Origin of the sequence: Pseudarthrobacter defluvii (assembly GCF_030323865.1) — a bacterium.
GTDB classification, from domain to species: Bacteria; Actinomycetota; Actinomycetes; order Actinomycetales; family Micrococcaceae; genus Arthrobacter; species Arthrobacter sedimenti.
Genome location: NZ_CP066362.1, coordinates 1936639 through 1963126, shown reverse-complemented (window position 1 = coordinate 1963126; position 26488 = coordinate 1936639). Strand labels below are relative to the sequence as shown.

Below are 26488 nucleotides of genomic sequence, written 5' to 3'. Positions count from 1 at the left end.
TCAAACAGTGAAAACGGCGGGCATCCCCTGATGGGATGTCCGCCGTTCCCGGTGAAGCAGTTGCCCAGAAACCAAGCCGCTGCCCGAAGGTAATTCCGGGCCTAGGCGTGGCCTGCGGCCTGCATCTGGCGCAGCTCCTTCTTCAGTTCGCTGACTTCGTCGCGGATCCGGGCCGCCACCTCAAACTGCAGGTCGGCGGCCGCTCCGTGCATTTGTTCCGTCAGCTGCGCGATCAGGCCCACCAGGTCCTCGGCCGGAGCGGCGGCCAGGCCGTCCGCCCGGACGGTGGCCGCGGCCTTCTTGGCCCCCTTGGCACCGGACTTGGTTGCCCCGGTGATACCGCGCTTGCCCTTGCCGTAGTCGAAGCTGTTCAACAGCGCATCGGTGTCGGCGTCTTCCTTGGCCAGTTGGTCGGTGATGTCGGCGATCTTCTTCCGCAGCGGCTGCGGGTCCACGCCGTGTTCCTTGTTGTAGGCCACCTGTATGGCGCGCCGCCGGTTGGTCTCGTCGATGGCGTTGGCCATGGAGTCGGTGATGCGGTCCGCGTACATATGCACCTCGCCGGACACGTTGCGGGCGGCACGCCCGATGGTCTGGATGAGCGACGTGGATGACCGCAGGAAGCCTTCCTTGTCCGCATCCAGGATGCTGACAAGGGATACCTCGGGAAGGTCGAGTCCTTCACGGAGCAGGTTGATGCCTACCAGTACGTCAAAGGACCCCATGCGAAGTTCGCGCAGCAGCTCCACGCGGCGCAAGGTATCCACGTCCGAGTGCAGGTACTCGACCTTGACGCCGTGGCCCAGCAGGTAGTCCGTGAGGTCCTCCGCCATGCGTTTGGTCAGGGTAGTCACCAGGACCCGCTCATCCTTCTCCACCCGCGTCTTGATTTCACCAAGCAGGTCATCGATCTGGCCCTTGGTGGGCTTGACCACCACCTCGGGATCGACAAGGCCGGTGGGCCGGATGATCTGCTGGACGAACCCGTCCGCCTTGCCCAACTCGTATTTGCCAGGGGTGGCCGAAAGGTAGACCGTTTGGCCCACCCGTTCCAGGAACTCGTCCCACTTCAGCGGCCGGTTGTCCATGGCCGATGGCAGCCGGAACCCGAAGTCCACCAGGTTCCGCTTCCGCGACATGTCGCCTTCGTACATGGCCCCGATCTGGGGAATGGTCACGTGGGACTCGTCCACCACCAGCAGGAAGTCGTCCGGGAAGTAGTCCAGCAGGCAATGGGGGGCGGTGCCCGGCCCGCGCCCGTCAATATGGGATGAATAGTTCTCGATGCCGTTGCAGAACCCCATCTGCTGCATCATTTCAAGGTCGTACGTGGTGCGCATGCGCAGTCGCTGTGCTTCCACCAGCTTGTTCTGGCTTTCCAGCACCTTCAGGCGATCGGCCAGTTCATCCTCGATCCGCTTGATGGCGCGCGCCATCCGCTCCGGCCCGGCCACATAGTGCGAGGCCGGGAAGACGTACATCTCCTCTTCGTCGCGGATGACCTCGCCCGTGAGCGGGTGAAGGGTGTGAATGTTCTCGATCTCATCGCCAAAGAACTCGATCCGGATGGCCAGTTCCTCGTACATGGGAATGATTTCCACGGTGTCGCCGCGCACCCGGAACGTTCCACGGTGGAAGTCCATGTCGTTGCGGGAGTACTGCATGGCGACGAACTTGCGGAGGAGGTCGTCCCGGTTCATCTCCGCACCCTTCCGCAGGGTGACCATCCCGGCGATGTACTCCTCAGGGGTACCCAGGCCGTAAATGCAGGAGACAGTGGCCACCACAACCACATCGCGGCGGGTCAGCAGCGCGTTGGTGGCCGAGTGCCGGAGCCGTTCGACTTCCTCGTTGATGGACGAATCCTTCTCGATGAAGGTGTCCGTCTGGGCCACGTAGGCCTCAGGCTGGTAGTAGTCATAGTAGGAGACGAAGTATTCCACCGCGTTGTTGGGCAGGAGTTCGCGGAACTCGTTGGCCAACTGCGCGGCGAGCGTCTTGTTCTGCACCATCACCAGGGTGGGGCGCTGCACCTGCTCGATCAGCCAGGCGGTGGTGGCGCTTTTACCAGTTCCCGTGGCACCGAGCAGCACCACGTCCTTCTCGCCGTTGTTGATGCGCTCCGTCAGCTCCTTGATGGCGGCCGGCTGATCGCCCGCAGGTTGGAATTCGCTGATGACTTCGAAGGGCGCTACAACACGGTTGACTTCCTGCGCAAGGCTCATGGATCTAATTTACAACCGGGCACTGACAGTGGACTGCCACGTCCGTTACCGGCGAACAACCTCCCGTGTGGGGCCCGGCTTCAGGACGCGTACGACGGCGGTTCCCACCCGGTTGCCTCGGCCCAAGCCGACATCCGCGGCCAGGCTTCGTCCGTGAACCAGGGTTCCTTGGCGTCGGCGTATGCCCTGGTGGTCGGCGAACCGGCGTACCGTGCTGCGAGGTCCGCCTTGTGCTCGGCGTAGAGCTCCAGCGCGGAGGGGTCGTTCCGCAGCCAGTCCCGGAACATCAGGGCGTAACGCCAGCCTGCCGAACCGGCCGCACGGACATGCACATTGACGGCACGGCACGGGTCCGCGTTGGCGTGGAACCGCTTCAACCAGGCCGACCGGTCAGGATCGCCGGGCTTCGGGGTGTCGGCCTCCACTCCCCGGACGGCTGGAAAGCCTGCCGCGGCAAGGAGCGGGGCAAGTCGTTCCGCCGCTTCGAGATCCGGCACGGCCACCTGCAGGTCGATGACGTCCTTGGCGGCCAGGCCGGGCACGGAGGTGGATCCGATATGGTCCACCGCCAGGATGAGGTCCGGCGCGGCCGCAGCAATCCTCGCTGCAATCCTGCCTGCCTCCTGCGCCCACCCTGCGCGGTGTGGCTCCAACACCGCTCCCCCGCGCCGCGGTGCGCGTTTCCCTTCCGCCAGGTTATGGGCGAACGGCACCAGGCGCCCGTCCCAGAGCCCATCAACCTGGTCCAGCAACTGCTGCACGGTCCCTGAGTTGTCAAGGACGGCGTCGGCGGCGGCCAGCCGTTCCTCCCTGGTGGCCTGGGCAGCCATGCGGGACAGCGCGGCCTCCGCGGTCATCCCCCGCAACTCCTGCATCCGGTGCAGCCGCACGTCGTCGGGGGCGTCCACCACGACGACCAGGTGGAAGGCGGCCCCCTGCCCGGTTTCCACCAGCAGGGGAATGTCTTGGACCACCACGGCGTCAGCGGCGGCGGCCGCCGTGATGGCAGCGGCGCGGGCACGCACCAGGGGATGGACGATGGCGTTCAGCGCAGCCAGCCGCTCGGGGTTGCCGAACACCGCCTCCCCGAGCCGCGGCCGGTTAAGCCGTCCCCCGCCGTCGAGTATCCCTGCGCCAAATTCCGCGACGATGCGCTCCAGCCCCTCGGTCCCGGGCTCCACCACCTCACGGGCCAGGGCGTCCGCGTCCACCAACACGGCGCCGCGTTCCTTCAGGCGCGCAGCCACCACCGATTTCCCAGAGGCGATTCCGCCTGTCAATCCGATCTTCAGCACCCTCCCACCCTAGGGCACGCCTTCCGGACCGCCGAGGGGTCCGGGCTGCCGCCGCATGCAATCATGTGCGTATCTCCGCGCGGGTTCTGATGCCCTGAAGCATCCGCCGCGACATGATGTAGCTTGCCACCTCCACTGCTTCGACCATCCAGACTGTCCACCATCGACGGTAGGCATACCGCTCCCGCACCAGCAGCCGGGTACTGCCGTCGGGCTGCGGCCGCAGTACGAACGCCCAGGTGAAGTGGAAAGGCCCGGGAGGTGTATCAGGTGGAACGCGCAGGACCAGTGCGCTTCCTGTGTCAACGCGGACCAGCTCCAGGTCCGAGGACGCCGCCGGGGCCAGGTGTACATGGTCCCCCGCCTGGATGTCCTGCCACTCCTGGTGGATCCGGTCTGTGCTGTGGATGTTGAGGCCCAGGAGGTTTTCCAGGAAGTCGTAACTGTAGAAACCGCCACGTCCCTGGCCTAGTTGCGCCAGCCAGGGCCACACAGCCCCGGCCGGCGCCACTGCCGGCGGGGCCAGCTGCCTGAATTTGCGTGAAATGGGTCGATTTTCCAGCCGGCCGCCTGCGCTGTCATGGGCCGTTAGCCCCAACGTGCTTCTCCACTAGACTGAAGCGGTGTTGAACCCGGCGGACCCACCACAGGACCCGGACAGCCGGGCCACGTCCTACACCACCCTGGCTGCGGGGCCGGACTTCCGGCACGAGCTCGAGGTCAAACGGTCCAGATTCATCACCGTACTCCGCCGGGCCGGCACCGAGGACGAAGCCCGCGACCTGGTGGCAGGCCTGCGCCGCGAGTTCCATGACGCCCGCCACCATTGCTCCGCGTTTGTCATCGGCCCCGACCGGAACGTCCAGAGGTCGAGCGACGACGGCGAACCCGCGGGCACCGCCGGCATCCCCATGCTCGAAGCCCTCCTGAAGAGGGAAACCGCGCCCGGGGTGACGGACCTCAGCGACGTCAGCGCCGTCGTCGTCCGTTATTTCGGCGGGGTTCTGCTCGGGGCAGGGGGGCTGGTCCGGGCATACTCTGAATCAGTATCGACGTCCCTGGACCTTGCCCCGCTGGTCAGGCGCAGGCGGCGGCGCGTGTGTTCCACCGCCGTGCCGCACGCCGCAGCAGGGCGGCTGGAGAATGACCTGCGCGCCGCCGGCATGGTCATGGCGGACACCACCTACCAGGACCGGCACACCGTGCTGCGGGTTGCCGTGCCCGACGACGCCGACGCCATCGCCGCCGCGTCCGATCGCATCCTGCAGCTCACGGCAGGGTCCGCCACGCTGACACCCGACGGAACGGAGTGGGTGGATGAACCCCTCGGCTGACGTGACCCTCGTGGACGTCGACCGGGCAGTGGCGGACCAACTGCTCGAGCTGGCCAAACGTGACGCCTCGCCCGATGAGGTGGCTCCCCCGCTGGGCGGCCCCGGCTGGAACCTCGAACGGACCGCCTGGTTCTTCAGCTACCATCACGCTGCAGCCGGCGGGCTGGACGGCCCCGCGGCGGAAAAATCCTGGGCTGTCTACACCGGCGGCCACATTGCCGGTTCCGTGCGCCTGAAGCGCGACCCTGGCGCCGCCATCCCGTCGGCGGAAACCGGCATCTGGCTTGGCCGCAGCTTCCGTTCCCGGGGTGTCGGCAGCGCTGCCCTGGAGCTGGTGCTGGCGGAGGCCCGCCGGGCGGGCCTGAAGCGCGTCACTGCCCGCACCCTCGTGGGAAACCGGGGCGCCCAGCGGCTGCTGGCGGCCGCCGGGGCGGAACTGACGCAGGACGACGGCACCGTCCTGGCCGTCGTCGAGCTCTAGCGCCGGCAGGCCGGTAAGCCGGAAAGATCGGCGGTACCTTTCAGGTGAACTGGCCGCATGTCCGGCAGCCGCGCAACGGTTTAAAGCAACAGACCCCCTGCCTTGTGGCAGGGGGTCTGTTGCTTTCAGCCCGGGAATCCGGGCCGGCGGCAATTAGTTGCCGGTCAGCTTCTCACGCAGGGCAGCAAGTGCCTCGTCCGAAGCCAGGGTGCCGGCACCGGAATCCGTGGCAGCAGGCTCGGAGGAGTAGCTGGTGGCGCCGGAATCGCTGTCACCGGACGTTGCAGCTGCAGCGTCGTCGGCAGCGTGCTGGGCAACCTGCTTCTTGTGTGCTTCCCAACGGGCCTGGGCGTCAGCGTACTGCTGCTCCCAAGCTGCGCGCTGGTTCTCGTAGCCCTCGAGCCATTCGTTGGACTCGGGGTCGAAGCCCTCGGGGTACTTGTAGTTGCCCTCTTCGTCGTACTCTGCGGCCATGCCGTACAGAGCGGGATCGAATTCGGTGCTGTCGGCGTCGACGCCCTCGTTGGCCTGCTTGAGGGACAGCGAGATGCGGCGGCGTTCCAGGTCGATGTCGATGACCTTGACGAACAGTTCGTCGCCAACGGAGACAACCTGCTCGGCCAGCTCAACGTGGCGCACGGCGAGCTCGGAGATGTGGACCAGGCCTTCGATGCCGTCTTCGACGCGGACGAACGCACCGAACGGAACCAGCTTCGTGACCTTACCGGGAACAACCTGGCCCAGGGCGTGGGTGCGGGCGAAGGTCTGCCACGGATCTTCCTGCGTAGCCTTGAGCGACAGGGAGACGCGCTCGCGGTCCAGGTCGACCTCAAGGACCTCGACGGTGACTTCCTGGCCAACTTCGACAACCTCGGACGGGTGGTCGATGTGCTTCCAGGACAGCTCGGAAACGTGAACCAGGCCGTCTACGCCGCCCAGGTCCACGAAGGCACCGAAGTTGACGATGGAGGAAACGACGCCGGGACGGACCTGGCCCTTTTCCAGCTTGTTGAGGAAGGTGGAGCGGACCTCGGACTGGGTCTGCTCGAGCCATGCACGGCGGGACAGGACCACGTTGTTGCGGTTCTTGTCCAGTTCGATGATCTTGGCTTCGATCTGCTGGCCGATGTACGGAGCCAGGTCGCGCACGCGGCGCATCTCGACCAGGGATGCGGGCAGGAAGCCGCGCAGGCCGATGTCGAGGATAAGACCACCCTTGACAACCTCGATGACGGTACCGGTGACGACGCCGTCTTCTTCCTTGACCTTCTCGATGTCGCCCCAGGCACGCTCGTACTGAGCACGCTTCTTGGAGAGGATCAGACGGCCTTCTTTGTCTTCCTTGGTGAGCACCAGGGCTTCGACCTGATCGCCAACGGAGACAACGTCCCCGGGGTCAACGTCGTGCTTGATGGACAGCTCGCGGGAGGGGATGACACCTTCGGTCTTGTAACCGATGTCGAGCAGGACTTCATCGCGGTCGACCTTGACGACGGTACCTTCGACGAGATCTCCGTCGTTGAAGTACTTGATGGTGGCGTCGACAGCTGCGAGGAAGTCCTCAGCGGTACCGATGTCGTTAATGGCGACCTGCGGGGTACCGGGCTTCTCGGTGGAGGTGATGGTCATGTAGTAGGGGCTCCGTTGTGGATAGTTAGTCGGTCAGGCAAAACCGGCGCGCCCGCGTCATGGAACGCAGGCGCGATTCGCGGTGAATCCGAACGGATCCTCCGGGTCATCCTGATTTGTGGATTGCTTTTCAATGCCGCCCCCAAGGAGCAGCAAGCGCGTGCACGTGGTACACGCCCGTTTATTCTAGTCGCTGCCGGCAACGCGGGTCAAAGCGGAAGCCGGGCAGGTACGGGGCCGCTCAGAAGTGCGTCAGGCAATGGGTGGGCCGCTCCACGGAGAACATCTGCTGCGCTTTGAAGGCGGCCCCGGGTGTTGCTTCGGAAACCGCACCTGCCGCCTTGAGCGTCACGGGGCTGATTCCGCCGAGGTAGATCGAGGACAACGCCGAGACGTCCAGGACCAGGTCCACTGGGTCCCCGGCGGGAACGCGTTCGACGGCGGCCTGGCCGCCCTTGACCTCCAGGATGAAAGTTCCAGCGGTGAGGCCCAGCGGGTCCGTCACCTCGAGGACCAGCCGTCCATCCGCAGGATAGTGCCGGGCGGCCAGCGCCCGCGGGACGTCGAGGATGCGGAGCCAGAGCATGTCGCGGCTGTCCGACGCGTCGATGCAGCGCGGGTCCGCCAGTGCCCAGGCCAGGGGATCGTCCACCGGGGCCTCGTTCCAGGAGACCCGTTCCACGAGGTCGATGGCGGCAAGGTATTGCCACAGCTCCAGGTAGGCGTGCTCCGTTGCGGCAACAAGGTCCACCACCTCCACCGTGGCGGGCGTGGTGTCCCAGCCGGCGAACTTGTAGGAGACGTAGCCGTCCACGCCGCCGTCCGGGCCGTAGTGCAGCGCCGCCTTGATGGCGGGGTCCTCCTTGCCGTCCCGGCCCATCGACCCCGAAGCGAGCAGCCAGTACCACTCCTGCCGCCCGAGGGAGCCGGGTGTGTTGCGATGCACGCGGTCGAAGACTTTGGGGGCAACGTCGAGCAGGACTTTGGGATCCGCAACCTCCACCGTCCCCGTGGCCTGGTGCCGCAGGTTGAACCGGGCCGTGGTGTCCACTTTGACGGTCCGCTCCAGGCTGGCCACCCCGTACCCGAACCGCCCGTAAATACTTCCCTCGGAGGCGGTGAGGGCGGCCACCGCGACGCCGTCATCCTTGGCCGCCTGCAGGTCCGCGGTCATCATGCGGCGCAGCAGTCCGCGGCGGCGGTGCGAGGTCCGCACGGTGACGGCGGTAACCATCTGGGCTTCCAGCATCCGGCCAAAACCGATGTTGAGGGTTTTCCGCAACGTCCCAAACGTGGCTACGGGGACCTCGGCCGGGAGCGAGTGCTGCGCCGGTGTTCCCGTCTGGTAGGCGCCGGTAAAAATCCTGCCATCGGCCTCGTAGGTGGCCATTGACCGCGCCACATGCTCAGGGGTCCGGGTGGAGTCGTGGAAACCGAAACCTACCGCCCTCCCCCAGGTTTCGGCTTCGGCGTACCCGTCCTTGCCTTTGGACACAGCAGGAAAGCGCCGGATTTCATAGTTTCCGCTCAGATCACCCATTTACCCGAGCCTAGTCAATGGATCCGGCGCCTGACCAGCAAAAACGCTGCGGCATATCCCCAGCGCCCGCAGCGGACCTAGTGGCCGGCGTCGTACCAGCTGGGTCCCACGCCGATCTGGACCTCCAGGGGGACGCTGAGGTCTGCCGCAGCAGCCATCTGCTCGGTCACCAGCTTCTCCACGGCAGCCCGCTCCCCCGCAGCCACCTCGAGGACCAGTTCGTCATGGACCTGGAGGAGCATGCGGGACTTCAGGCCCTGCGCCTGCAGTTCGGCGTGGACCCCCAACATGGCGCGTTTGATGATGTCCGCGGCCGAACCCTGGATGGGGCTGTTCAGTGCGATGCGTTCTGCGTTCTCACGCAACTGCCGGTCCGTGCTGGTGAGGTCCGGCAGGTAGCGGCGGCGCCCCTCGATGGTGGCCGTGTACCCATCCACCCTGGCCTGGTCCACCACGCCGCGGAGGTAGTCGCGGACGGCGCCGAAGCGGTCGAAGTAGTCCTTCATGAGGGTACGGGCCTCATCCACGGAGATTTCGAGCTGCTTGGACAGGCCAAAGGAGGTCAACCCGTAGGCAAGGCCGTAGGACATGGCCTTGACCTTGGAACGCATGGCGCTGGTGACCTGGTCCGTGGGGACGTGGAAGATGTTGGAGCCGACGAACCGGTGCAGGTCCTCGCCGTCCTTGTACGCCTGGATCAGCCCCGCGTCTCCGGAGAGGTGGGCCATGATGCGCATCTCGATCTGGGAGTAGTCGGCAGAGAGGAGGCATTCGTAGCCGTCGCTGACGACGAAGATGCCGCGGACCCGCCGGCCTTCCTCACTGCGGATGGGGATGTTCTGCAGGTTGGGGTTGTTGGATGAGATCCGGCCCGTGGCGGCAACGTTTTGCGCGTACGTGGTGTGGATGCGGCCGTCCTCCGCCACGGACTTCTTCAGCGACTCGATCATCTGCCGCAGCTTGGCGGCCTCGCGGTGCGCCATGAGCTGGACCAGGAACTCGTGCCCGGTCTTTTCCAGGAGGTTCTTGAGCGAGGCGGCGTCCGTGGTGTAGCCGGACTTGATCTTCTTGGTCTTGGGCAGCTGCAGCTCCTCGAACAGGACGGTCTGCAGCTGTTTGGGCGACCCCAGGTTGACCTCGTGCCCGATGGCGGCGAAGGCCTGTTCCTGGGCCTGGTCGATCACCCTGGCGAGGTCGGCAAGCTGGTCGTCCATCTTGTCCATGTCGATGGCGATGCCCGCGAGCTCCATGTCCGCAAGGACACGGCTGACCGGCAGCTCAAGGGTGGACAGCAGTTCCTCTGCCTTGCGGCTCTTGAGTTCGTCCTCGAAGTAGCGGCTCAGGGCCAGCACGACGGCGCCGGCCTGGACCAGGGAATCGGCTGCGGCGTTGTCGTCGCCGTCGAAGGACAGCTCCAGCTGCCCGGCTTTGGCAGTGGCCGCGGGGATCCCCACATTGAGGTGGTGCTGGGCGAGCTCGGCGAGTTCGTAGGTGCGGCGGTCGGGCTGGATGAGGTAGCCGGAAATGGACGTATCGTCCACCACGCCCTCCAGCTCCAGGCCGCGGGCCGTCAGCGCCTTGAGCGCAGCCTTGAAACCGTGCATGACCTTGGGCGCTTCAGGATCGCGCAGCCATGCCGCGAGCACGTTCTCGGTCTCCGTGTCCTGACCTGACAAGCTGACGTAGGCTGCGGCGTCGCCACGGACGATGGCCACCGCATCGGCGTCCTCGCCGATGCGGCCCGGCACGAGGTCGACGGCGAGGGCGGACCGCTGCCCGGCGCCTGCAGCCAGGAAGGCGGCCAGTTCAGCGGCATCGGCAGGAACGGTGTAGTCCGGGGTGTCGATGCTTTCGCGTTCGGCGGCGGGGGTGTCGGCGTCGCCGTAGAGGGCGAACAGGCGGCCGCGGATGGCTTTGAACTCAAGCTGGTCGAAGAGGTCTTCCATGGCTGCCTGGTCCGGGCGGGGCTGGTGGAGGTCCTCCAATGTGACCGGGAGTTTGAGGTCGGTGTGGAGTTGGTTGAGCCGCCGGTTGCGTTTGACGTTTTCGATGTTCTCCCGGAGGGCGTCGCCCACCTTCCCGCCGATGGAGTCGAGGTGTTCCAGGACGCCTTCCAGGCCGCCGTACTGGTTAATCCACTTGGCCGCTGTTTTGGGTCCGACGCCGGGCACGCCCGGGAGGTTGTCCGCCGTCTCCCCCACCAGCGCTGCGAGGTCGGAGTAGCGGGACGGGCTGACGAAGTACTTTGCTTCGATGGCTGCGGCGTCCATCCGGGGGATGTCGCTCACGCCCTTCCGCGGGTACAGCACGAAAACGTTGTCCGTGATCAGCTGGAAGGCGTCCCGGTCGCCGGAGACGAGCAGCACCTCGAAACCTGCCCTTTCCCCCATGGCGGCAAGGGTGGCCAGGATGTCGTCGGCCTCGTAACCCGGCATCTTGATGGTCTTGATGCCCCAGGTTTCCATGACCTGGGCGATGAGGTCGATCTGCCCGCTCATCTCGCGGGGAGTTTCGTTCCGGCCACCCTTGTATTCGCTGTACTCGGTCTTCCGGTGGGTGGATTCGTCCGAGACGTCGAAGGCCACCGCGATGTGCGTGGGCTGCTGCTCCTTGATGAGGTTGATCAGCATGGAGGTGAAGCCGTGGATGGCGTTGGTGTGCTGGCCGTTGGAGGTGGAGAACTTGTCCGCGGGCAGCGCGAAGAACGCACGGAACGCCATGGAGTGGCCGTCCAGCACCAGCAGCCGCGGCTGGTCCGTAATGGGAATGACGGGCGCTTCGGTAGCTGAAACAGACCCTCCGGCAGCGGGGGCGGCGCTCTTGGCAGCAGGCTTCGGGGCGGCGGAGCGGGGCTGGGCGGCAGCCCCCTCATCGATGGCCTGGGACGGGAAGGGAGCCGGTTTGGTTGTTTCACTCACAGGTGCCAGCCTAGTTGCCATGACAGACAATTTCACGCCGGGCGCTTTCGCCGAAGAGCTGGCAGCCGCCGGCATTCCCGACCACATGCACGGCTGGCTGGGCAGGTTCGGCGTTGGCGCATTGGTGGTGAAGATGGGGATCCATTTCCTGGAGATGAGCCCGGAACGCACGGTTGCCACCATGCCCGTCGAGGGCAACACGCAGGTGGCGGGAATCCTGCATGGCGGCGCACACGTGGTGCTGGCAGAAACCCTTGGCTCCTTCGCGGCGGGAATGCACGCCGGCCCGGACCGCCACGCAGTGGGCATCGAAGTCAGCGCCACCCACCACCGGTCCATCGCCGGCGGCCTGGTGACCGGCACCTGCAGCGCCATCCACTTGGGACGTACCCTGACCACGCACGAGGTGGTCATGACCGACGGGCAGGGACGCCGCCTTTCAACGGCCCGGATCACGAACATGCTCCGGGACAACGCCGGCTGAGCCAGGCCGGCCCCAGGGCTTGCCTCAGGCCTGCGGGGCCGATGCCGCGGGAAGCAGATAGCGCAGCTCGACGATCCCCCTGCCCAGGGTGCGGCAAGCAGCCAACTCAAGTGCCGGCGTCGGGCCCTTCATCGGCAGCAGCCGCTTCCCTGCGCCCAGGACCACCGGAATGACGGAGAGGATGATCTCATCCAGCAGTCCGGCGTCCGCAAACTGGGCCGCGAGGCTGCCACCGCCCACCACCCAGATGTTCCTGTCCCCGGCGTCGCGCCGGAAGTCCGCAATGAATTCCTGGACGTCCCCGCGGACAAAGGTGATGTCGGCGCCGTCCGGGGCTCGGTATTCGTGGTGGGTGAAGACGTAGCTGGGCGTGCCGGTGTAGGGCCAATTCCGCGGCTCGTGTTCCATCAACCATGCGAACGTTTCCCCGCCCATGACGATGCAGCCCACACCGGACATGAAGTCGTTGTAGCTGTCCGCCCCGCCTTCGAAACCGTCGAACTGCAACAGCCAGCCCAGGTCGTCCGTGGTGGTGGCGATGAAGCCGTCAAGGGACGCTGCAACGAAGTACTGGATGCGTGGCATGGGCCCAGCCTAGCGAGCCCGGGCAACCCCGCCAATCAGCAGGCCCGGCGAACCGTCCGGCAGTGCTGCGTGGTGGGGCGCTACTTCGTGAAGTACGGGATGATCAGGTACAGCCCAAAGAGGACTGCCACACCGCACAACCCGAAGCATACGTAGGCGAAGGAGCGCTTGACGCCGGGAGACGCCTGCTGGGCGTCAGCCGCAATGGCCGTAAACCGGACCCCAAGCGAGTAGAGGGTCACCACAATTGCCGCGGACACCAAAGTGGCGCCTGCAACGGTCAGGAGTTCCAACCACTTCATCGTTGAGTCTCCTTGCGGTTGTTTGCTGTTGCTCTTGCTTCTGCCCTGGCCCTGGCGTCGGCCTTGGCTTTCGCTTTGGCTTCGGCCCGGGCCTTCTTCTTGGCAAACCGGACGGCCTGGCCGGCTTCCTCCACCTCGACGGCGTTCTGATGGCTCACGGAGGACTTGCGTGAGTAGAAGAACATGAACAGGACAGCCGCGCTGCCTGCCACGGCGGCGATGAGGACGCCCACGGCGCCGGTCTTCACCAGGAGGGCGGTCAGGGCGCCGACGACGCCCGCGGCCGGAAGGGTGAAGAGCCAGCCCAGCGCGATCTTGCCCACCATGTTCCAGCGGACCGTGGTCCCGCGGCGGCCCATTCCGGAACCGATCACTGAGCCCGAGGCCACCTGCGTGGTGGAAAGGGCGAAGCCGAGGTGTGAGGACGCGAGGATGGCGGACGCGGTGCTGGTTTCCGCCGCGAAGCCCTGGGCAGGCTTGACCTCGGTCAGGCCCGAACCCATGGTGCGGATGATGCGCCATCCGCCGGCGTAGGTGCCGATGGCGATGGCCATGGCGCAGGCTGCTATCACCCAGAGCTGGGGGCCGGAGCCGGGAGCCTGGGTTCCGGCGGCGATCAGGACCAGGGTGATGATGCCCATGGTCTTCTGGGCGTCATTGGTGCCATGGGCCAGGGCCACCAGGCTGGAGGTGAAGACCTGGCCGGTGCGGAAGCCGCCGCGCTTCTGCGTGAGCTTGGTGCCCGTCTCGGGGTCATGGCGGGAAGTCAGGGCGTAGGCCAGGCGCGTGCAGACATAGGCAGCAAGGCCGGCAATGACCGGGGCGAAAACAGCCGGAAGGATGACCTTCTGGAGCAGGGTTTCAAGGTTGACGGAGTTGAATCCCGCGCCGACGACAGCTGCACCGATGAGGCCGCCGAACAGTGCGTGGGACGAGCTGGACGGCAGGCCCTTGAGCCAGGTGATCATGTTCCAGAGGACGGCTCCCATCAGCCCGGCGAAGATGATTTCCGGGGTGATCTGGACGCCGCCGGATCCCTCCCTGATGATGCCGCCGGAGATCGTCTTGGCAACCTCGGTGGAAAGGAATGCGCCAACGAGGTTCAGGACCGCTGCCAGGGCCACCGCCGTCTTGGGCTTGATGGCACCTGTCGCAATGGGCGTTGCCATGGCGTTAGCGGTGTCGTGGAAGCCGTTCGTGAAGTCGAAAAATAGTGCCAGTGCGATGACCAGCGCCACCATGAAGGTGATATCCACCTGTTGCCCAATCTGCAGAGACGACGTTCAGCAGTTTCACTTGCCAGGCTGCCTTGCACAGCATAGTTCACCAGCTGTTTGCGTGGAATGACTTGCGGCGCTGGCACAACCGGCGGGAAACCCTATCGATCGTACGCGTACCGGGCATGAGGTCAAAACACGGGTTGGAGCCGGAAAGACCGGACCCGGTCCAGTTCCGGCGGGGATATTCCACACCGGGGATGCAGCGGGACGTGCACCCGGAGGGATTCAGCCCTGGTGGAACTGGGGCGGCCGCGGCCCGGCATCCAGTTCCGGCGCGATCTTCTCTTCGAGGGCCGCCACGGTGACGTCGGGCAGGACGATGAGGCCGTCCAGCTCCCGGCGCGCCCGTTTGTAGGCGGCCTGCCGTTCTGCCGGGGTGGCAGCGTCGTTCTCGGCAATCATCAGCAGTTTCCGTGCCGTGGCCAGCCGTTCGCGTTCGGGCCCACTGAACTTGCTGTCCCTGACGCGCCGGGCTTCGCGCTCGGCCACGTCAAGCGCCACCGCGAAGTTGTTGACCGCCTGCCGGTAGGCGTCAAGGCCGGACACCGACCGGAGGTCTTCGGCGGAGGCGGGGCGTTGGCCGTCCGCTTCCCGCTTGGCGCGAAGGAAGGCCACCGTGAGGGGTTCGCGGACGTCGGTCATCATGGGGAAATCGATAAGCTTGCCGACGTCCAGCTCGTATTCGAGCCACCGCCGGTTGGTGGCCTCATGGGTATTCATCAGCGCCTGCACCTCTGCCACGGAGGCCTTTTCGGCCTCCAGTGCCTGGTTCCTGAGTGTGTACAGTTCAACCCGGCGCCGGTGCCGGCGTTCGCCTGCCCCCCGCCAGCCGCTTGCCCAGCGGCCGGCGAACGCCATCAGCGGAAACACCATCCACCATTTGTCGGACAAGAACTCCATGACGGGCCTCACCCCTTAATCCTCGCAGTCCGGCGGCCCGGCCTCAAGAAGCACGGGAAGATCGCCCGGCCAGCCGGCAGGCGCACGGACGTCAAGAGGCCGGTGCCACCTGGGCGGCATTGACGTTGACCAGCCACGAGACACCGAACCGGTCGGTGCACATGCCAAAGACATCGCCCCATGGAGCCCTTTCCATGGGAACAGTCACTGCTCCCCCATCGCCGGTGAGCTTCTGGTAATAGCCGCGAAGCTCAACCTCATCCTCGCCGCTGAGCGAAATGGATATGGAGGAGCCAGGGTGGTACTGCATGTTGTTGGGAGTATCGGCGCCCATGAGCACCAGGCCATGGGTGGTGACCAGCATGGCGTGCATGATTTTCTCCGCTTCCGCGGGATCGTCGCTGGCCTGGAAGTCGCCAAAGGTACTGAGCGTCAGTGCGCCGCCGAACACGGACTGGTAGAAGTTCATCGCCTCGCGGGCATTGTCGCGGAAGCTCAGGTAGGGGTTGAGGACTGTTGGCATGGCAGGGTCTCCTTCTCAGGGGCCGGAACCGCATCGGCCGGAACTGGGGCAGACAACATCCTGCCCCATCCGGCGCCCGGCAAGGGAACGCTCCCCTGTCGATCCCCGGGTTCACGGCACGAAGCGGTAGCCCGCGCCGGCCTCGGTCAGCAGGTGGCGGGGGTTGCCGGGATCGTCCTCCAGCTTCCTTCTCAACTGGGCCATGTACACGCGGAGGTAGTTGGCTTCCTTGCCGTAGGCCGGGCCCCAGACGTCGGCCAGCAACTGCTGCTGGGAGATGAGCCGGGACGGGTTGCGGACCAGGATTTCCAGGATGTTCCATTCCGTGGGGGTGAGCCTCACCGGCTGCCCGGAACGCAGGACCTGCCTCGCCAGGAGGTCAACGGTAAAGCCGGCGGAGCTGACCAGGGGGTGTGTTTCGGCTTGGGGCACCCTCCGCAGCAGGGCACGCAGCCGCGCCAGGAGCTCATCCAGGCCGAAGGGCTTGGTGATGTAGTCGTCGGCGCCGGCATCAAGGGCACCCACCTTGTCCGGGGATCCATGCCGGGCGGACAGGACCAGGACGGGCGCAGCGCTCCAGCGGCGCAGGTTCCGCAGGACCTCGGTCCCGTCCATGTCCGGCAAGCCGAGGTCCAGGACCAGCACGTCCGGCGCCAGCCGGGAGGCCGCCGTGAGGGCGGAAGCGCCGTCCCCGGCCGTCTCCACGGCGTAGCCGTGCGCGGCGAGCGTGATCCGGAGCGCCTTCAACAGGTGCGGATCGTCGTCGATCACCAGCACCTTCGCCTTGGCCTGGCCACTGCCGGGAGTGCCGGCGTCGTTCCCCCTCATGGCCGGGCCCCGGCGGCTGCGTGGGCCCCGCCGGGTCTGCCGCCGGCGGGGTCGCCTGCCGGTACGCCGGTGGAGAGGGGCAGGCGGATCACCATGGTCAGGCCGCCGTCCGGGGTTTCCCTGGCGGTGAGGGTTCCCCGCATCGACTGGACGAAGCCCTGCGCCACCGAAAGTCCCAGCCCAATCCCCGTGGACGGGGAGGTGTCGTCGAGCCGCTGGAACGGACGGAACATCTCCACTACTTTGCTGGCCGGAACGCCCGGACCGTGGTCAATGATCTGCAACTCCCCGCAGGGATGACCGTCCAGGACACTGCCGCCGGCACCGCCCGTCACCACCACAGCCGTCCCGGCGGCATACTTCAGCGCGTTCTCCAGGATGTTGGCCACCGCCCTCTCCAGCAGGCCGGGATCGGCGTCCACTGGGGGCATATTGGCGGGCAGCGCCACCCGCACCGTTCCTTGGGGCAGGCCCCGCAAGGCGGCCTCAACGGCCTCGGACCAGCGGACCGGGCCCAGCAGCGGTTCCACCGATTGCGCGGTGATCCGCGACATGTCCAGGAGGTTGGCCACCAGCAGGTCCAACCGGTCCGTGCAGGCATCGATGGTCTCCAGCAGGTCATGCTGCTCGGCCGGGGTGTAGGAGACGCCGTTCTGCAGGAGTCCGCCGGCAGCCAGCTTGATGCCGGCCAGGGGCGTGCGGAGGTCGTGCGACACGGCCCGGAGGATGGCCGTACGCATGGCGTTCCCCTCGGCGAGGCGGAGCATTTCGGTCCGGGTGGCTGCCAGCTGGCGGCGCTCGAGCTGGGCTTTGACGTGGACCGCGAACGCAGCCAGCAGCCTGCGCCCGGACGGTGGAACGTCCCGGCCCAGCAGCACCAGCGTGGTCTCCTCATCCACCTGCTCGACGGTGGTTCCAGGAGCCCCAGTGCCAGGGAGCCCGCCAAGTGGCCCTCCCAACCGGCCCACTGCATTCCCGGCCGCGGCAAGCACCTGCCAGCCGCCCGGCCCAAGGTCCGCTCCGGCGTCGTGCTTCATCCCGGTGTCCGCCCCATCACCGCTCCCCGCGGACCCTGTGGCTGCAACGGACCCGGCGCTGGGTCCGGCACCGGGGCGGGCCAGGACAGCGGCACCCGTAACGCCGAAAACACTGACCGCTTCCGCCAGGAGCCCTGTCAGGTTGTCCTCGTCCCGGGACGCCGCAAGGGCCAGATCGGCCAGGGTGGCGGCTTCTGCCCGCGCCGTGGCAGCCTCCTTGGACCGCCGGGCGGAGCGGTCCACCACCCCGGCCACCGCGACGGCCACGCCGGCGAAAACGGCCAGTGACAGGATGTCCTGCGGATCATGGATGGCGAGGTCCCGCAGCGGCGGAGTGGAAAAGTAGTTGACCAGCACGCTGCTCCACAGCGCACCCGCAACAGCCGGCCAGAGGCCCCCCACCAGGGCGATGGCCACCGCGCCGGCCAGCTGGAGCAGTGCCGCCGTGGCCACGCTGTGGTCAAAGACTGCCAGCAGCAGTTGCAGCCCGGCCGGGAGAGCGGCGGCGAGCGCAAACCCGATCACCACCCTGCGCCGCCCCAGTGCGGTCCGCTGCCCGGCGCCCCTGGACAGGGTCGGCTTGGACACCGCCGGCCGGGGCACCACCTGGACGTCGATGTCCCCGGCGCCCCGGACCACCTTCGCTTCCACGCTGCCGCCGGACAGCACCGCAAACCGGCGGCGGCTCTGCCCCACCAGGATGTGCGTCGCATTGTGCGCGTGGGCGTAGTCGAGCAGCGCCCCGGCGACGTCGCCGGACGAGAGCGCGTGGTAGCTGCCGCCCAGCCCGGCCACGAGCCGCCGCTGGGACTCCAGCGCGTGCGGGGATTCACCCTGCGCGCCGGACGGTGTCCGGACGTGGACTGCAAGGACGTCACCACCGCCCGCGCGGTCGAGGAGCTTGGCGGCGCGGTGCACCAGGAGGTCTCCGTCGCCGCTGCCGTTGAGGCCGATGACGATGCGTTCCCTAGCCATGACGCACATTCTCCCACCATTGAGCACCCCCGGTGCGTGCCGCCGCCGCGCGGGAGGCGGCGGCGGATGGGTGCGCCCCGGCCCGCGGGAACGTAGGCTCGGGGCATGGCCCGATTCTTTGATGTCCACCCCCACGACCCCCAGCCCCGCGCCATTGCCCAGGCAGTGAAGATCATCCGGGACGGCGGCCTGATCGCCTACCCCACGGACTCCTGCTACGCCCTGGGCGCGCAGATGGGCAACCGGGAGGCCCTGGACCGGATCAGGAGCATCCGGCACCTGGACGACAAACACCACTTCACGCTGGTCTGCCGGGACTTCGCCCAGCTGGGGCAGTTCGTGAACATCAGCAACGACGTGTTCCGCAGCATCAAGGCCGTCACCCCCGGCAGCTACACGTTCATCCTGCCCGCCACCAAGGAGGTCCCCAAGCGGCTGCTGCACCCCAAGAAGAAGACCGTTGGTGTGCGTATCCCGGATAACCGGGTGGTGCAGGCGCTGCTGGCCGAGCTGGGCGAGCCGCTGCTGTCCAGCACGCTGCTGCTGCCCGATGAGGAGGAACCGCTGACCGTGGGCTGGGAGATCAAAGAGCGGCTGGACCACCAGGTGGACGCCGTGATCGATGCCGGGGACTGCGGCGCCGAGCCCACCACCGTGGTGGACTTCTCCAGCGGGGTGGCCGAGGTTGTCCGGCGCGGCATGGGCGATCCGTCCAGGTTCGAATAACCCGCCCGGGAGCCGTCGCGGGGCACTTTGCCGCCGGCCGCCGTCGTAAAGTACGACGGCGGCCTGCGTGTCCGTGCCAGAGCGCCCCAATACTGGGTGTGCGGCTCAGTCCTGCTTGCGTGCCCTGCTGGGCTGGACCCGCGGCGGTTCGCCCGGCATCTTGGGGTAGTCCGGCGGGAACGGCATCTCGCCCAGGCCGGCCTTGCAGTCGCGGTCCCACCATTCCAACAGGGTGTCGATGGTGCCGGGGCTCGCACTGAAGTCCGCCCAGGGATCGCCCACGGTCTTAAGCCGCTCCGGCACGGTGAGGATGGTGAAGTTTTTCGGATCGGCGTGCTCCAGTTCGTCCCAGGTAATGGGGCAGGACACGGGGGCGTGCGGAAGCGCCCGCGGGCTGTAGGCGCCGGCGATGGTGCGGTCGCGGTTGGCCTGGTTGAAGTCCAGGAACACGCGCCGGCCCCGTTCTTCCTTCCACCAGGCGGTGGTCACTTTGTCCGGGATGCGCCGTTCCACTTCCCGGGCAGCGGCGATGACTGCGTGCCGGACGTCCAGGAACTCGCGGGTGGGTTCGATGGGCGCATACACGTGGAGTCCGCGGTTCCCGGAAGTTTTGATGAAGCAGGTCAGCCCCGCCTCGGCCAGCACCTCCTTCATCACCATGGCGGCGGGGACGGCGTCATCGAAGTCGGTGCCGGGCTGCGGGTCCAGATCGATGCGCAGCTGGTCCGGGTTGTCCGTGTTTTCAGCGCGCGAAGGCCAGGGGTGGAACACCACCGTGTTCATCTGGACAGCCCAGACGGCGGCCGCAGGCTCGTCCAACACCAGCTGGGGGTGGGACCGGGCACTGGGGTAGACGACTTTGACTGACCGGATGAAGTCCGGCGTGCCCTTGGGCGGGTTCTTGGAGAAGAACATCTCGCCGTCGATGTTGCCCGAATACCGCTGGAGTGAGATGGGCCGGTCCCCGTTGGCGGCGATGAACGCCTCCCCCACATCGCAGATGTAGTTCACCAGATCCAGCTTGGTAAGGCCCAGGTCCGGCCAGAGGACCCGGCTGGGGCTGGAAATCCGCATCTCGCGCTCGCCGTCGGGACCCGGGACAGTGATGGTGGTCTGTTCACTCGCCATGGGGACAACGTACACCCCGGCGCGGGCCGGGACCGGCACATCCGGCAGGGCTCCGGCATGATGGACCCATGCCGGCAACCGAACAGCAGCTCACCATCACCACAGCGGACGCCACCTTTTCCGCCATTTACGCCCGCCCCGCGAACCCCACCGCAACCGTGGTGGTGGCACACGGCGCAGGCGCCGGCATGGAGCACCCGTTCCTTCGCGGCTTCAGCGATGCGTTGAACAGCCTGGGCCTGGCCACCCTGCGCTTCAATTTCCCCTACCGCGAGGCAGGGCGGAAGTTTCCGGACCGCCCTCCCCTGGCCATCGCAGCCTGGCGGGCAGCCATGGACACTGCCCGTGCGCGGGCCGGAGCGCACGGTGACCGCGGTCCCGTGTGGGCGGCCGGCAAGTCGTTCGGTGGACGGATGGCGTCCATGGCCGTCGCCGAGGGCATGGAGACCGCAGGCCTGGTGTACCTGGGCTATCCCCTGCATGCTCCCGGAAAACCGGAAAAGCTCCGGGACGAACACCTGTATGGGCTGGCCACGCCCATGCTGTTCCTGCAGGGGACCCGGGACACCTTTGCCACGCCGGACATCATGGCGGACGTTGTGTCCCGCATCGGGCCCAATGCCGTCCTTCAATGGGTGGAGGGCGGCGACCATTCCTTCGCGGTGGCAGGTAAGAAGCGCCCTGCCGACGAGGTGGGGGAATCCCTGGCCGCCCCCGTCGCCGAATTCATCGGGTCGCACTCCTGAGCGTCCCGGGTTTGCCCTTACGGGCGCTGCCTGGTCCGCGCCGTCGCCGGGGCGGACCAAGGGTCCTCCGGCCAGGGGTGCTTGGGGTAGCGGCCCCGCATTTCCGCACGTACCTGCCTGTAGGGTCCCGACCAGAACGACGTGAGGTCATCGGTGACGGCGAGGGGGCGGCGGGCCGGTGAGAGCAGGTGGAACAGCACGGGGACCCTGCCCCCCAGCAGCCTCGGGGATTCTGCCAAGCCAAAGCACTCCTGAAGTTTTACCGCCACCACCGGCGCAGCAGCTCCATCACCGGGCTCCGGGTAGTCGATCCGGATCCGCGAGCCGCTGGGTACCTCAAGAGCTTCCGGCGCAAGCTCGTCCAGCCGGGCGGCTTCGGGCCAGGGCAGCAGGCGGCGCAGTGGCTGGGCCAGGTCAAGCGAACTGACAGGCTTGCCGGCAGCGAGCTCTTCCAGCTCCGGCCCCAGCCAGTCCTCCAGCCGCGCCAGCAGCGCAGCGTCCGAAACGTCGGGCCAGGGCTCTCCCAACCCGCGATGCAGGAAAGCGAGCCGGCGCCGGAGGGAGGACGCCGCCGTCGACCATGCCAGCGCCGTGAGCCCCCCTGACTGCAGCGCCGCCGCCACGGCCTTCCTGCCCTGCTCAGCCGTGGGCCGGACCGGCGTGGCGGACAGCACGATGGCACCCAGCCGCCTGGTCCTCCGTGCGCTCACCCGGCCGCCGCTGAATTCCTCCTCCACCGTGTCGGCGAACAGGCGCGCCGCTGCCCGGTCGGCCATCGCGGCCGAGAGCGGCGCCGCGGCGCGGATCACGGCGCCGGTGCCGGCAGCATCCCGGCCTTCCGCCCGCGACACTTCCGCCACGGACAGCCACTCCTCCCCTGACAGGCTGCTGCCGGCGGGCAGGCCCGCCCTGGTGCCGGAGGTCAACAGGTACTGCCCGGCGCCCCCGCTGCCGGGCACGCGGCGGGCCACCCGGTCCGGGAAGGCGAGGGCGACGACGGCGCCTACAGCTTCCCCGCCAGTGGCAGGCATGGCAGGGCCCGCCGCGGCAGCGCTCTTTTGCCGCCGCCCCAGCCCTGTCAGGCGTTTGGCCTCTTCCGCCCAGCGGCGGCCGGCCGGGCCCGGATCGGCACGGAGCTGGGACATGAGGCGGGGCAGGTCTGCTCCCGGGGCACGATGGTCCCCGGAGAGCGCGGCGACGACCTCTGCGGCGGCCTGCGCGCCATAGGAGGCGCCGCCGTCGAGCAATGCACGGGCCAGCCGGGGATCGGCGGGTATCGCGGCAAGGGCGCGTCCCGCCTTCGTCACGTGGCCGTCGTCGGAGACGGCGCCAAGCTCGCGGAGCACCTCGATGGCGTCCTCCATCGCCAGCCGCGGCGGCGCGTCCGGCAGGGCGAGCCCCTTTCCGCCCGGCGCTCCCCAGCAGGCGAGGGTCAGGGCGGCGCCGGTCAGGTCCGCCACACCGATTTCCGGCGTCACGTGGGCGGGGGCAGCCCCGTACGCCTGCTGCGAGTAGCAGCGGACCACGGTTCCCGGCCCTTGCCGGGCAGCACGGCCCGCACGCTGGTCGGCGGATGCCCGGGAGCAGGAAACCGTCACCAGCCCGCTCATGCCCCGGCCCGAGTCGCGCCGCGGCTCACGCGCGAGCCCGGAGTCGATGACCAGCCGGACGCCGGGCACCGTAAGGGAGGACTCGGCAAGATCGGTGGAGACGATGATCCGTGGCGGATCCCCGGGACCCCGCCCTGACACCGCCCGGTCCTGCTCCGCTGCACCCACCTGGCCGTGGAGTTCGAGGACCTCAACGGTGCGTCCCGTCCGGGAACGGAGCAGCGCAGCAACGTGGGAAACTTCCCTGGCACCAGGAAGGAACACCAGGGCGTCCATTGACTCGTCAGCGGCAAGGGTGCGGGCGTGGGCGTCAGCCGCTGCCGCGGCCACGTGGTCCAGGAAGGAGCGGCTCACCCCCCTGGCGTCCAGCCGCGCGGCCGGCGCCGGGAGCCATTGGACCTCCAAGGGATGATTCACGGAAGGACAGTCGACGACGGGCGCCGGCCCGCCGCCGTCGGTATCCCCCAGCAGGGCTGCGAACCTTGGTGCGTCCAGCGTTGCGGACATGGCGACGACGGCCAGGTCGCCCCGCAGCGCCCGGACCTCCGCGAGCATGCCCACCAAAAGATCCGTCTCCAGCCCGCGTTCATGCACCTCGTCAAGGATGACGGCGGCGGTCCCGTCAAGCCCGGGATCGGCCAGCAGGCGGTGCAGCAGGATGCCCGGGGTGACGAACTCGACCCGGGTGCCTGGACCTGCGTGGTGTTCCCCGCGGACGGTGTACCCGACTCGACTGCCCTTGCCTCCGGCCTCCAGTCCCTTTGCGTCCAACCCGGTGAGGCGGCGGGCGGCGGCCCGCGCGGCAACGCGCCGCGGCTGGGTGACGACGATGCGCCCGTGCCGGCCGTACAGATTCGCCAGCAGCGGCGGAACGAGCGTGGTCTTGCCTGTCCCGGGCGGCGCCTGCACCACGGCAGCGCCCGGCGCCCCGCCGCTTTGCAGTGCGCTTCGCAAGGCGGGAAGAGAACCTTCGAAGGCAAGCCCTGCGCCGATGGCCGCGAGGTCGAAAGCGTCGGCGGGCGGGGAGCCCTCAGGTGGAGTCATCCGTCCATTCTGCCCTGACGGCATGGGCCCCGCCGTTGGGGTCAGGGCTTCCCCTGTTCCTTGCCCTTGTTCTTGTTTCTGGCTTCCTTGGCGGTATCCGAACGCTGGTCACCGGGAACGGCGGCCGCCGGAGCAGGGGCGGGGGCCGCGGCAGGCACCGCCGGTTCCACGGGAGCGGGGACGGGTTCACTTTGGGCGGTGTCGGCAAGTTGGTTGGTGTCGGAACCGGCAGGGGCCGCTGCGCTGGGTTCCGCCGCGGGAGGTGCTGCGGCGGCCGCCACTTTCGTGGCAATGTCCGACTTCACTGCCGTGAGCGCGGTCTCGATGCCCCGGTACCGTGCAGCGGAGAGGCGGCCTGCTGCAGCCGCATCGCCCAGGTCCTTTTCAAAGGCCTGCAGGGCTGCAAGTGCCCCGTCCATCCTGTTCTCTGCCGCCGCCTGGCTGATGCTCAATACGCGGACCTGGAAGCCCCGGAGGACGTTTTCGTCGGCGTCTGCGGAACGGATACCCGACGCTCCCACCACCAGCGCGGCGGCAACCAGGGTGCAGCAGAGGACGATCAGGGCATGGGCCCTCCGACGGCGCAGGGGTACGGGACGGGCCCCGACTGCTTCACTGGCAAGCCCGGGTGCCGCTGTGGATTCCACCCTAGGCGGCATGCCTGCCCCGCATCGGCATGGGAGCGGTGGACCGGATGGGCAGCACGGTGACGGTGGCCGGGTCGGCCTCGGGGGGCAGCGCTGTGGTCTCATGCGCGGGTGAAGTACGCCGGGCCAGGAGAATCCGGGCGCCTGCCCGCAGGATGGTGGCGATCAACAAGCCGATGCCCACTCCGAGGAGCACATGTCCGGCAAGATAATGCTGGGCGGCTCCGGGGCCACCCTCTGCGGCAACCGCCGCCCCGCCAACGGTCAGCATCAGCGACAGGGCCGTACCGAAAATCGCGCCCATGGCTCCTGCTCCCATCCCATTTAATCAGCAAGCTTACTAGTAATGCTCAGTAAGCTTACTACCGGATGGGCCGGAAGCAAGAGTGCGGACCGCCGATGTTTCCGGGCGCGGAGTGGAAGCCCTTGGGCCAATGGGTTGGCAGGACCCGTCAGCGCCCCGCTTCGAGCAGGCCCTCCACCGGTGCCAGCCCGCCGTACCGGCCCCTGAAGAACAGCAGCGGTTCTGCGTCGTGCCGCGCGCGGAGATGGCGCACCGCGGCCACCACAATGCTGTGGTCGCCGCCGTCGTACTCGGCGTGAAGGTCGCAGTCGATCCAGGCGAGCGCATTATCGAGAAGGGGATTTCCCAGCGGCGACGACGTGTGGCTGACTCCTGCGAACCTCTCGGCTCCGGGGCGGGCGAACTGCCCGGCGAGGTGCTGGTGCTCCGCCGGAAGGATGTTCACGGCGAAGGAACCGGCCCTCCGCAGCACCGGCCAGGTGGTTGAGGTGCGCGCCGGGCTGAACGTGACCAGGGCCGGATCCAGCGACAGGGATGCAAATGACTGGCAGGTGAAACCGGCGGGTCCGTCCGGGGTGGAACCGGTGATTATGGTCAGGCCGCTGGCGAAGGTTCCGAAAATGTCGCGAAGCCGGCGCGGAGCAAGATCTGAAGTGACTGTCATGGAAGTGGCCTCTCGTCTGGATCTTTACCTCACCAAACCATCCCGAAAAAGGCCTGTTCAAGCCGCCTGACATGAACGGACACGGGCCGAAACCCGGCGTCACCCCTGCACATCCGGCGTCATCCAGCAGGGATCCAAGGGGGCGTGTTATGTCCCTGGATGACGCAACACAAGGCGGCTTTCACCGCCGTTGGCGTCTGCTAACCGCGCTGATCCAGGGCGGCCAGCAGCCGGCGGACCGATCCGCCCAGGTTCCAGTCCGTTGCCAATTGCTCGAGTTCAGCGCGCCGCCCACCGGTCACCGGCTGCAGCAGGGCGCCGGCCTCATCCAGGGTGGGCAGCTTCAGGTTGCGCACCAAACGGACGACGGCGGGGGCTGCTTCCAGGTACGCGGCGGCGGCTGTGAGCTTGGCCTGGACAGGCCCGGACACCCCGCCGCCGGGCTCTTCCGCGGCTGCCAGCAGCCGTTCCAGGGTGCCGTGCTTCAGCAGCAGGGAGGCCGCCGTCTTCTCGCCGATTCCCGCCACGCCGGGCAGGCCGTCGGAAGCGTCCCCGCGCAAGGTGGCATAGTCGGCGTACTGCTGGGGCAGGACCTTGTACTTGGCCACCACACTTTCTTCGGTGATGACTTCGAGGTTCTTCATGCCGCGGGCGGTGTAGATGACCCGGACTCCGCGTTCGTCGTCGCAGACCTGGAAGAGGTCGCGGTCGCCCGTAACGACATCCACGGGGAAGGCAGCCTGGCTCGCGTAGGTGCCCACGACGTCGTCGGCCTCATGCTGCGCGGCACCCACGATGGCGATGCCGGCCAGCTCCAGCACCCGGCGAATCATGGGCAGCTGCGCTTCAAGACCCTCCGGTACCACCTCGACGTCGGTGCCGCCCGGTACCGCCCGGGCCACGCGGTGGGCCTTGTAGGTGGGAAGCAGGTCCACGCGCCACTGCGGCCGCCAGTCATCGTCCCAGCAGGCCACCAGATGGGAGGCATGGTAGTCGGTGGTGAGGCGGGCGATCATGTCCAGCAGTCCGCGGACGGCGTTGACCGGCGTTCCGTCCGGATGGCGGATGGTGTCCGGCAGGCCGTAGAAGGCACGGAAGTAGAGGGAGGCAGTGTCGAGCAGCATGAGGCGCTGGGGCATACCTTGATCCTGACACGGAACGGCTCGGTACGGCAGCAGGCGGCCCCGGTGGACGGAGCGGCTGTTGATCCGATATCAGCGGTGCAGAAGCGTTGACGCCGGAAGAGGTATGGGCAAGGATAGCGGAATACGCTTTCCCGCCGA

24 protein-coding genes are annotated in these 26488 nt (G+C 67.6%); 5 read left to right on the top strand and 19 right to left on the bottom strand.

The window, feature by feature from the left end; all coding sequences use genetic code 11:
* Positions 1–101 precede the first annotated feature (101 nt).
* The 3 genes from uvrB to JCQ34_RS09030 form a co-directional block, all read right to left on the bottom strand.
* Positions 102–2225, bottom strand: coding sequence for an excinuclease ABC subunit UvrB (gene uvrB, locus JCQ34_RS09040; protein WP_286403952.1), 2124 nt, complete (start codon positions 2223–2225; stop codon positions 102–104).
* An 80-nt stretch (positions 2226–2305) separates the two neighbouring features.
* A complete protein-coding gene (gene coaE / locus JCQ34_RS09035) occupies positions 2306–3520 on the bottom strand; it encodes a dephospho-CoA kinase (protein WP_286403949.1) in 1215 nt (404 codons plus the stop codon).
* Positions 3521–3581: 61 nt separating this feature from the next.
* Positions 3582–4031, bottom strand: a complete 450-nt coding sequence (locus JCQ34_RS09030; protein ID WP_286403946.1) for a hypothetical protein — start codon at positions 4029–4031, stop codon at positions 3582–3584.
* A gap of 112 nt (positions 4032–4143) precedes the next feature.
* Between JCQ34_RS09030 and JCQ34_RS09025 the strand changes: the two genes are divergently transcribed.
* Positions 4144–4854, top strand: coding sequence for an IMPACT family protein (locus JCQ34_RS09025; RefSeq protein ID WP_286403943.1), 711 nt, complete (start codon positions 4144–4146; stop codon positions 4852–4854).
* Positions 4838–5335: a GNAT family N-acetyltransferase gene (locus tag JCQ34_RS09020; protein ID WP_286403941.1), complete on the top strand. Its 498-nt coding sequence runs from the start codon at positions 4838–4840 to the stop codon at positions 5333–5335. Before JCQ34_RS09025 ends, JCQ34_RS09020 begins: the two co-directional genes overlap by 17 nt.
* Positions 5336–5488: 153 nt before the next feature.
* On the opposite strand, the gene rpsA is transcribed toward JCQ34_RS09020, so the two are convergent.
* From rpsA to polA, 3 genes are all read right to left on the bottom strand, one after another.
* Positions 5489–6964 carry a 30S ribosomal protein S1 gene (rpsA, locus tag JCQ34_RS09015; RefSeq protein ID WP_142133935.1) on the bottom strand — a complete coding sequence of 492 codons (1476 nt, stop codon included), beginning with the start codon at positions 6962–6964 and terminating at the stop codon, positions 5489–5491.
* A gap of 241 nt (positions 6965–7205) precedes the next feature.
* Positions 7206–8504 (bottom strand): GNAT family N-acetyltransferase, encoded by a 1299-nt coding sequence (locus tag JCQ34_RS09010; RefSeq protein WP_286403937.1) that lies wholly within the window; start codon positions 8502–8504, stop codon positions 7206–7208.
* 77 nt (positions 8505–8581) lie between these two features.
* On the bottom strand, positions 8582–11224 hold the full coding sequence (gene polA, locus JCQ34_RS09005; RefSeq protein WP_286404396.1) for a DNA polymerase I: 2643 nt from the start codon (positions 11222–11224) through the stop codon (positions 8582–8584).
* Between the two features lie 217 nt (positions 11225–11441).
* Here polA and JCQ34_RS09000 point away from each other — a divergent pair, with 217 nt between their 5' ends.
* Entirely contained in the window at positions 11442–11906 is a 465-nt protein-coding gene (locus JCQ34_RS09000; RefSeq protein ID WP_142133938.1) for a hotdog fold thioesterase, read from the top strand.
* A gap of 24 nt (positions 11907–11930) precedes the next feature.
* On the opposite strand, the gene JCQ34_RS08995 is transcribed toward JCQ34_RS09000, so the two are convergent.
* The 7 genes from JCQ34_RS08995 to JCQ34_RS08965 all read right to left on the bottom strand — a co-directional run bounded on the left by JCQ34_RS08995 (position 11931) and on the right by JCQ34_RS08965 (position 18336).
* On the bottom strand, positions 11931–12491 hold the full coding sequence (locus tag JCQ34_RS08995; RefSeq protein WP_286403932.1) for a dihydrofolate reductase family protein: 561 nt from the start codon (positions 12489–12491) through the stop codon (positions 11931–11933).
* 80 nt (positions 12492–12571) lie between these two features.
* Complete coding sequence (locus JCQ34_RS08990) at positions 12572–12793, bottom strand: hypothetical protein (protein WP_286403930.1); 222 nt, start codon at positions 12791–12793, stop codon at positions 12572–12574.
* Positions 12790–14049, bottom strand: coding sequence for an inorganic phosphate transporter (locus JCQ34_RS08985; protein ID WP_286403929.1), 1260 nt, complete (start codon positions 14047–14049; stop codon positions 12790–12792). Before JCQ34_RS08985 ends, JCQ34_RS08990 begins: the two co-directional genes overlap by 4 nt.
* Positions 14050–14298: 249 nt before the next feature.
* Positions 14299–14973, bottom strand: coding sequence for a hypothetical protein (locus JCQ34_RS08980; protein WP_286403926.1), 675 nt, complete (start codon positions 14971–14973; stop codon positions 14299–14301).
* A gap of 91 nt (positions 14974–15064) precedes the next feature.
* Complete coding sequence (locus tag JCQ34_RS08975; protein ID WP_286403923.1) at positions 15065–15496, bottom strand: VOC family protein; 432 nt, start codon at positions 15494–15496, stop codon at positions 15065–15067.
* Between the two features lie 111 nt (positions 15497–15607).
* Positions 15608–16324, bottom strand: coding sequence for a response regulator (locus JCQ34_RS08970; protein ID WP_286403921.1), 717 nt, complete (start codon positions 16322–16324; stop codon positions 15608–15610).
* Complete coding sequence (locus JCQ34_RS08965) at positions 16321–18336, bottom strand: DUF4118 domain-containing protein (protein ID WP_286403918.1); 2016 nt, start codon at positions 18334–18336, stop codon at positions 16321–16323. The genes JCQ34_RS08970 and JCQ34_RS08965 overlap by 4 nt, the downstream gene beginning before the upstream one ends.
* Positions 18337–18441: 105 nt before the next feature.
* Between JCQ34_RS08965 and JCQ34_RS08960 the strand changes: the two genes are divergently transcribed.
* A complete protein-coding gene (locus tag JCQ34_RS08960) occupies positions 18442–19062 on the top strand; it encodes an L-threonylcarbamoyladenylate synthase (RefSeq protein WP_142133947.1) in 621 nt (206 codons plus the stop codon).
* A 105-nt stretch (positions 19063–19167) separates the two neighbouring features.
* Here the strand turns inward: JCQ34_RS08960 and ligD are convergent, their stop codons facing one another.
* On the bottom strand, positions 19168–20190 hold the full coding sequence (gene ligD, locus JCQ34_RS08955) for a non-homologous end-joining DNA ligase (RefSeq protein ID WP_286403914.1): 1023 nt from the start codon (positions 20188–20190) through the stop codon (positions 19168–19170).
* A 68-nt stretch (positions 20191–20258) separates the two neighbouring features.
* Here ligD and JCQ34_RS08950 point away from each other — a divergent pair, with 68 nt between their 5' ends.
* Positions 20259–20936, top strand: a complete 678-nt coding sequence (locus JCQ34_RS08950; RefSeq protein WP_286403911.1) for an alpha/beta hydrolase family protein — start codon at positions 20259–20261, stop codon at positions 20934–20936.
* Positions 20937–20953: 17 nt separating this feature from the next.
* Here JCQ34_RS08950 and hrpB read toward each other — a convergent pair whose 3' ends face one another.
* The 5 genes from hrpB to JCQ34_RS08925 form a co-directional block, all read right to left on the bottom strand.
* On the bottom strand, positions 20954–23590 hold the full coding sequence (gene hrpB / locus JCQ34_RS08945) for an ATP-dependent helicase HrpB (RefSeq protein ID WP_286403909.1): 2637 nt from the start codon (positions 23588–23590) through the stop codon (positions 20954–20956).
* A gap of 41 nt (positions 23591–23631) precedes the next feature.
* A complete protein-coding gene (locus tag JCQ34_RS08940; RefSeq protein WP_286403906.1) occupies positions 23632–24237 on the bottom strand; it encodes a hypothetical protein in 606 nt (201 codons plus the stop codon).
* Position 24238: 1 nt separating this feature from the next.
* Positions 24239–24541 carry a hypothetical protein gene (locus tag JCQ34_RS08935; RefSeq protein ID WP_286403903.1) on the bottom strand — a complete coding sequence of 101 codons (303 nt, stop codon included), beginning with the start codon at positions 24539–24541 and terminating at the stop codon, positions 24239–24241.
* Positions 24542–24689: 148 nt separating this feature from the next.
* Positions 24690–25205 carry a flavin reductase family protein gene (locus JCQ34_RS08930; protein WP_286403901.1) on the bottom strand — a complete coding sequence of 172 codons (516 nt, stop codon included), beginning with the start codon at positions 25203–25205 and terminating at the stop codon, positions 24690–24692.
* Between the two features lie 200 nt (positions 25206–25405).
* The gene (locus tag JCQ34_RS08925) at positions 25406–26344 is read right to left on the bottom strand and encodes a 5'-3' exonuclease (RefSeq protein WP_286403898.1); all 939 of its coding nucleotides are present in this window, start codon (positions 26342–26344) and stop codon (positions 25406–25408) included.
* Positions 26345–26488 lie beyond the last annotated feature (144 nt).

Excerpts from the sequence above, each read along its gene's own strand:
- JCQ34_RS09010 (WP_286403937.1), bottom strand. The coding sequence starts at position 8,504 with ATGGGTGATCTGAGCGGAAACTATGAAATCCGGCGCTTTCCTGCTGTG.
- JCQ34_RS08965 (WP_286403918.1), bottom strand. The coding sequence starts at position 18,336 with ATGGCTAGGGAACGCATCGTCATCGGCCTCAACGGCAGCGGCGACGGA.
- JCQ34_RS08960 (WP_142133947.1), top strand. The coding sequence starts at position 18,442 with ATGGCCCGATTCTTTGATGTCCACCCCCACGACCCCCAGCCCCGCGCC.
- rpsA (WP_142133935.1), bottom strand. The coding sequence starts at position 6,964 with ATGACCATCACCTCCACCGAGAAGCCCGGTACCCCGCAGGTCGCCATT.
- hrpB (WP_286403909.1), bottom strand. The coding sequence starts at position 23,590 with ATGACTCCACCTGAGGGCTCCCCGCCCGCCGACGCTTTCGACCTCGCG.
- JCQ34_RS08980 (WP_286403926.1), bottom strand. The coding sequence starts at position 14,973 with ATGGAGTTCTTGTCCGACAAATGGTGGATGGTGTTTCCGCTGATGGCG.
- JCQ34_RS08990 (WP_286403930.1), bottom strand. The coding sequence starts at position 12,793 with ATGAAGTGGTTGGAACTCCTGACCGTTGCAGGCGCCACTTTGGTGTCC.
- JCQ34_RS09020 (WP_286403941.1), top strand. The coding sequence starts at position 4,838 with ATGAACCCCTCGGCTGACGTGACCCTCGTGGACGTCGACCGGGCAGTG.
- JCQ34_RS08970 (WP_286403921.1), bottom strand. The coding sequence starts at position 16,324 with ATGAGGGGGAACGACGCCGGCACTCCCGGCAGTGGCCAGGCCAAGGCG.
- JCQ34_RS09000 (WP_142133938.1), top strand. The coding sequence starts at position 11,442 with ATGACAGACAATTTCACGCCGGGCGCTTTCGCCGAAGAGCTGGCAGCC.
- JCQ34_RS08995 (WP_286403932.1), bottom strand. The coding sequence starts at position 12,491 with ATGCCACGCATCCAGTACTTCGTTGCAGCGTCCCTTGACGGCTTCATC.
- JCQ34_RS08925 (WP_286403898.1), bottom strand. The coding sequence starts at position 26,344 with ATGCCCCAGCGCCTCATGCTGCTCGACACTGCCTCCCTCTACTTCCGT.
- JCQ34_RS08950 (WP_286403911.1), top strand. The coding sequence starts at position 20,259 with ATGCCGGCAACCGAACAGCAGCTCACCATCACCACAGCGGACGCCACC.
- JCQ34_RS08975 (WP_286403923.1), bottom strand. The coding sequence starts at position 15,496 with ATGCCAACAGTCCTCAACCCCTACCTGAGCTTCCGCGACAATGCCCGC.
- uvrB (WP_286403952.1), bottom strand. The coding sequence starts at position 2,225 with ATGAGCCTTGCGCAGGAAGTCAACCGTGTTGTAGCGCCCTTCGAAGTC.
- JCQ34_RS08935 (WP_286403903.1), bottom strand. The coding sequence starts at position 24,541 with ATGGGCGCGATTTTCGGTACGGCCCTGTCGCTGATGCTGACCGTTGGC.
- ligD (WP_286403914.1), bottom strand. The coding sequence starts at position 20,190 with ATGGCGAGTGAACAGACCACCATCACTGTCCCGGGTCCCGACGGCGAG.
- polA (WP_286404396.1), bottom strand. The coding sequence starts at position 11,224 with ATGGCGTTCCGTGCGTTCTTCGCGCTGCCCGCGGACAAGTTCTCCACC.
- JCQ34_RS08930 (WP_286403901.1), bottom strand. The coding sequence starts at position 25,205 with ATGACAGTCACTTCAGATCTTGCTCCGCGCCGGCTTCGCGACATTTTC.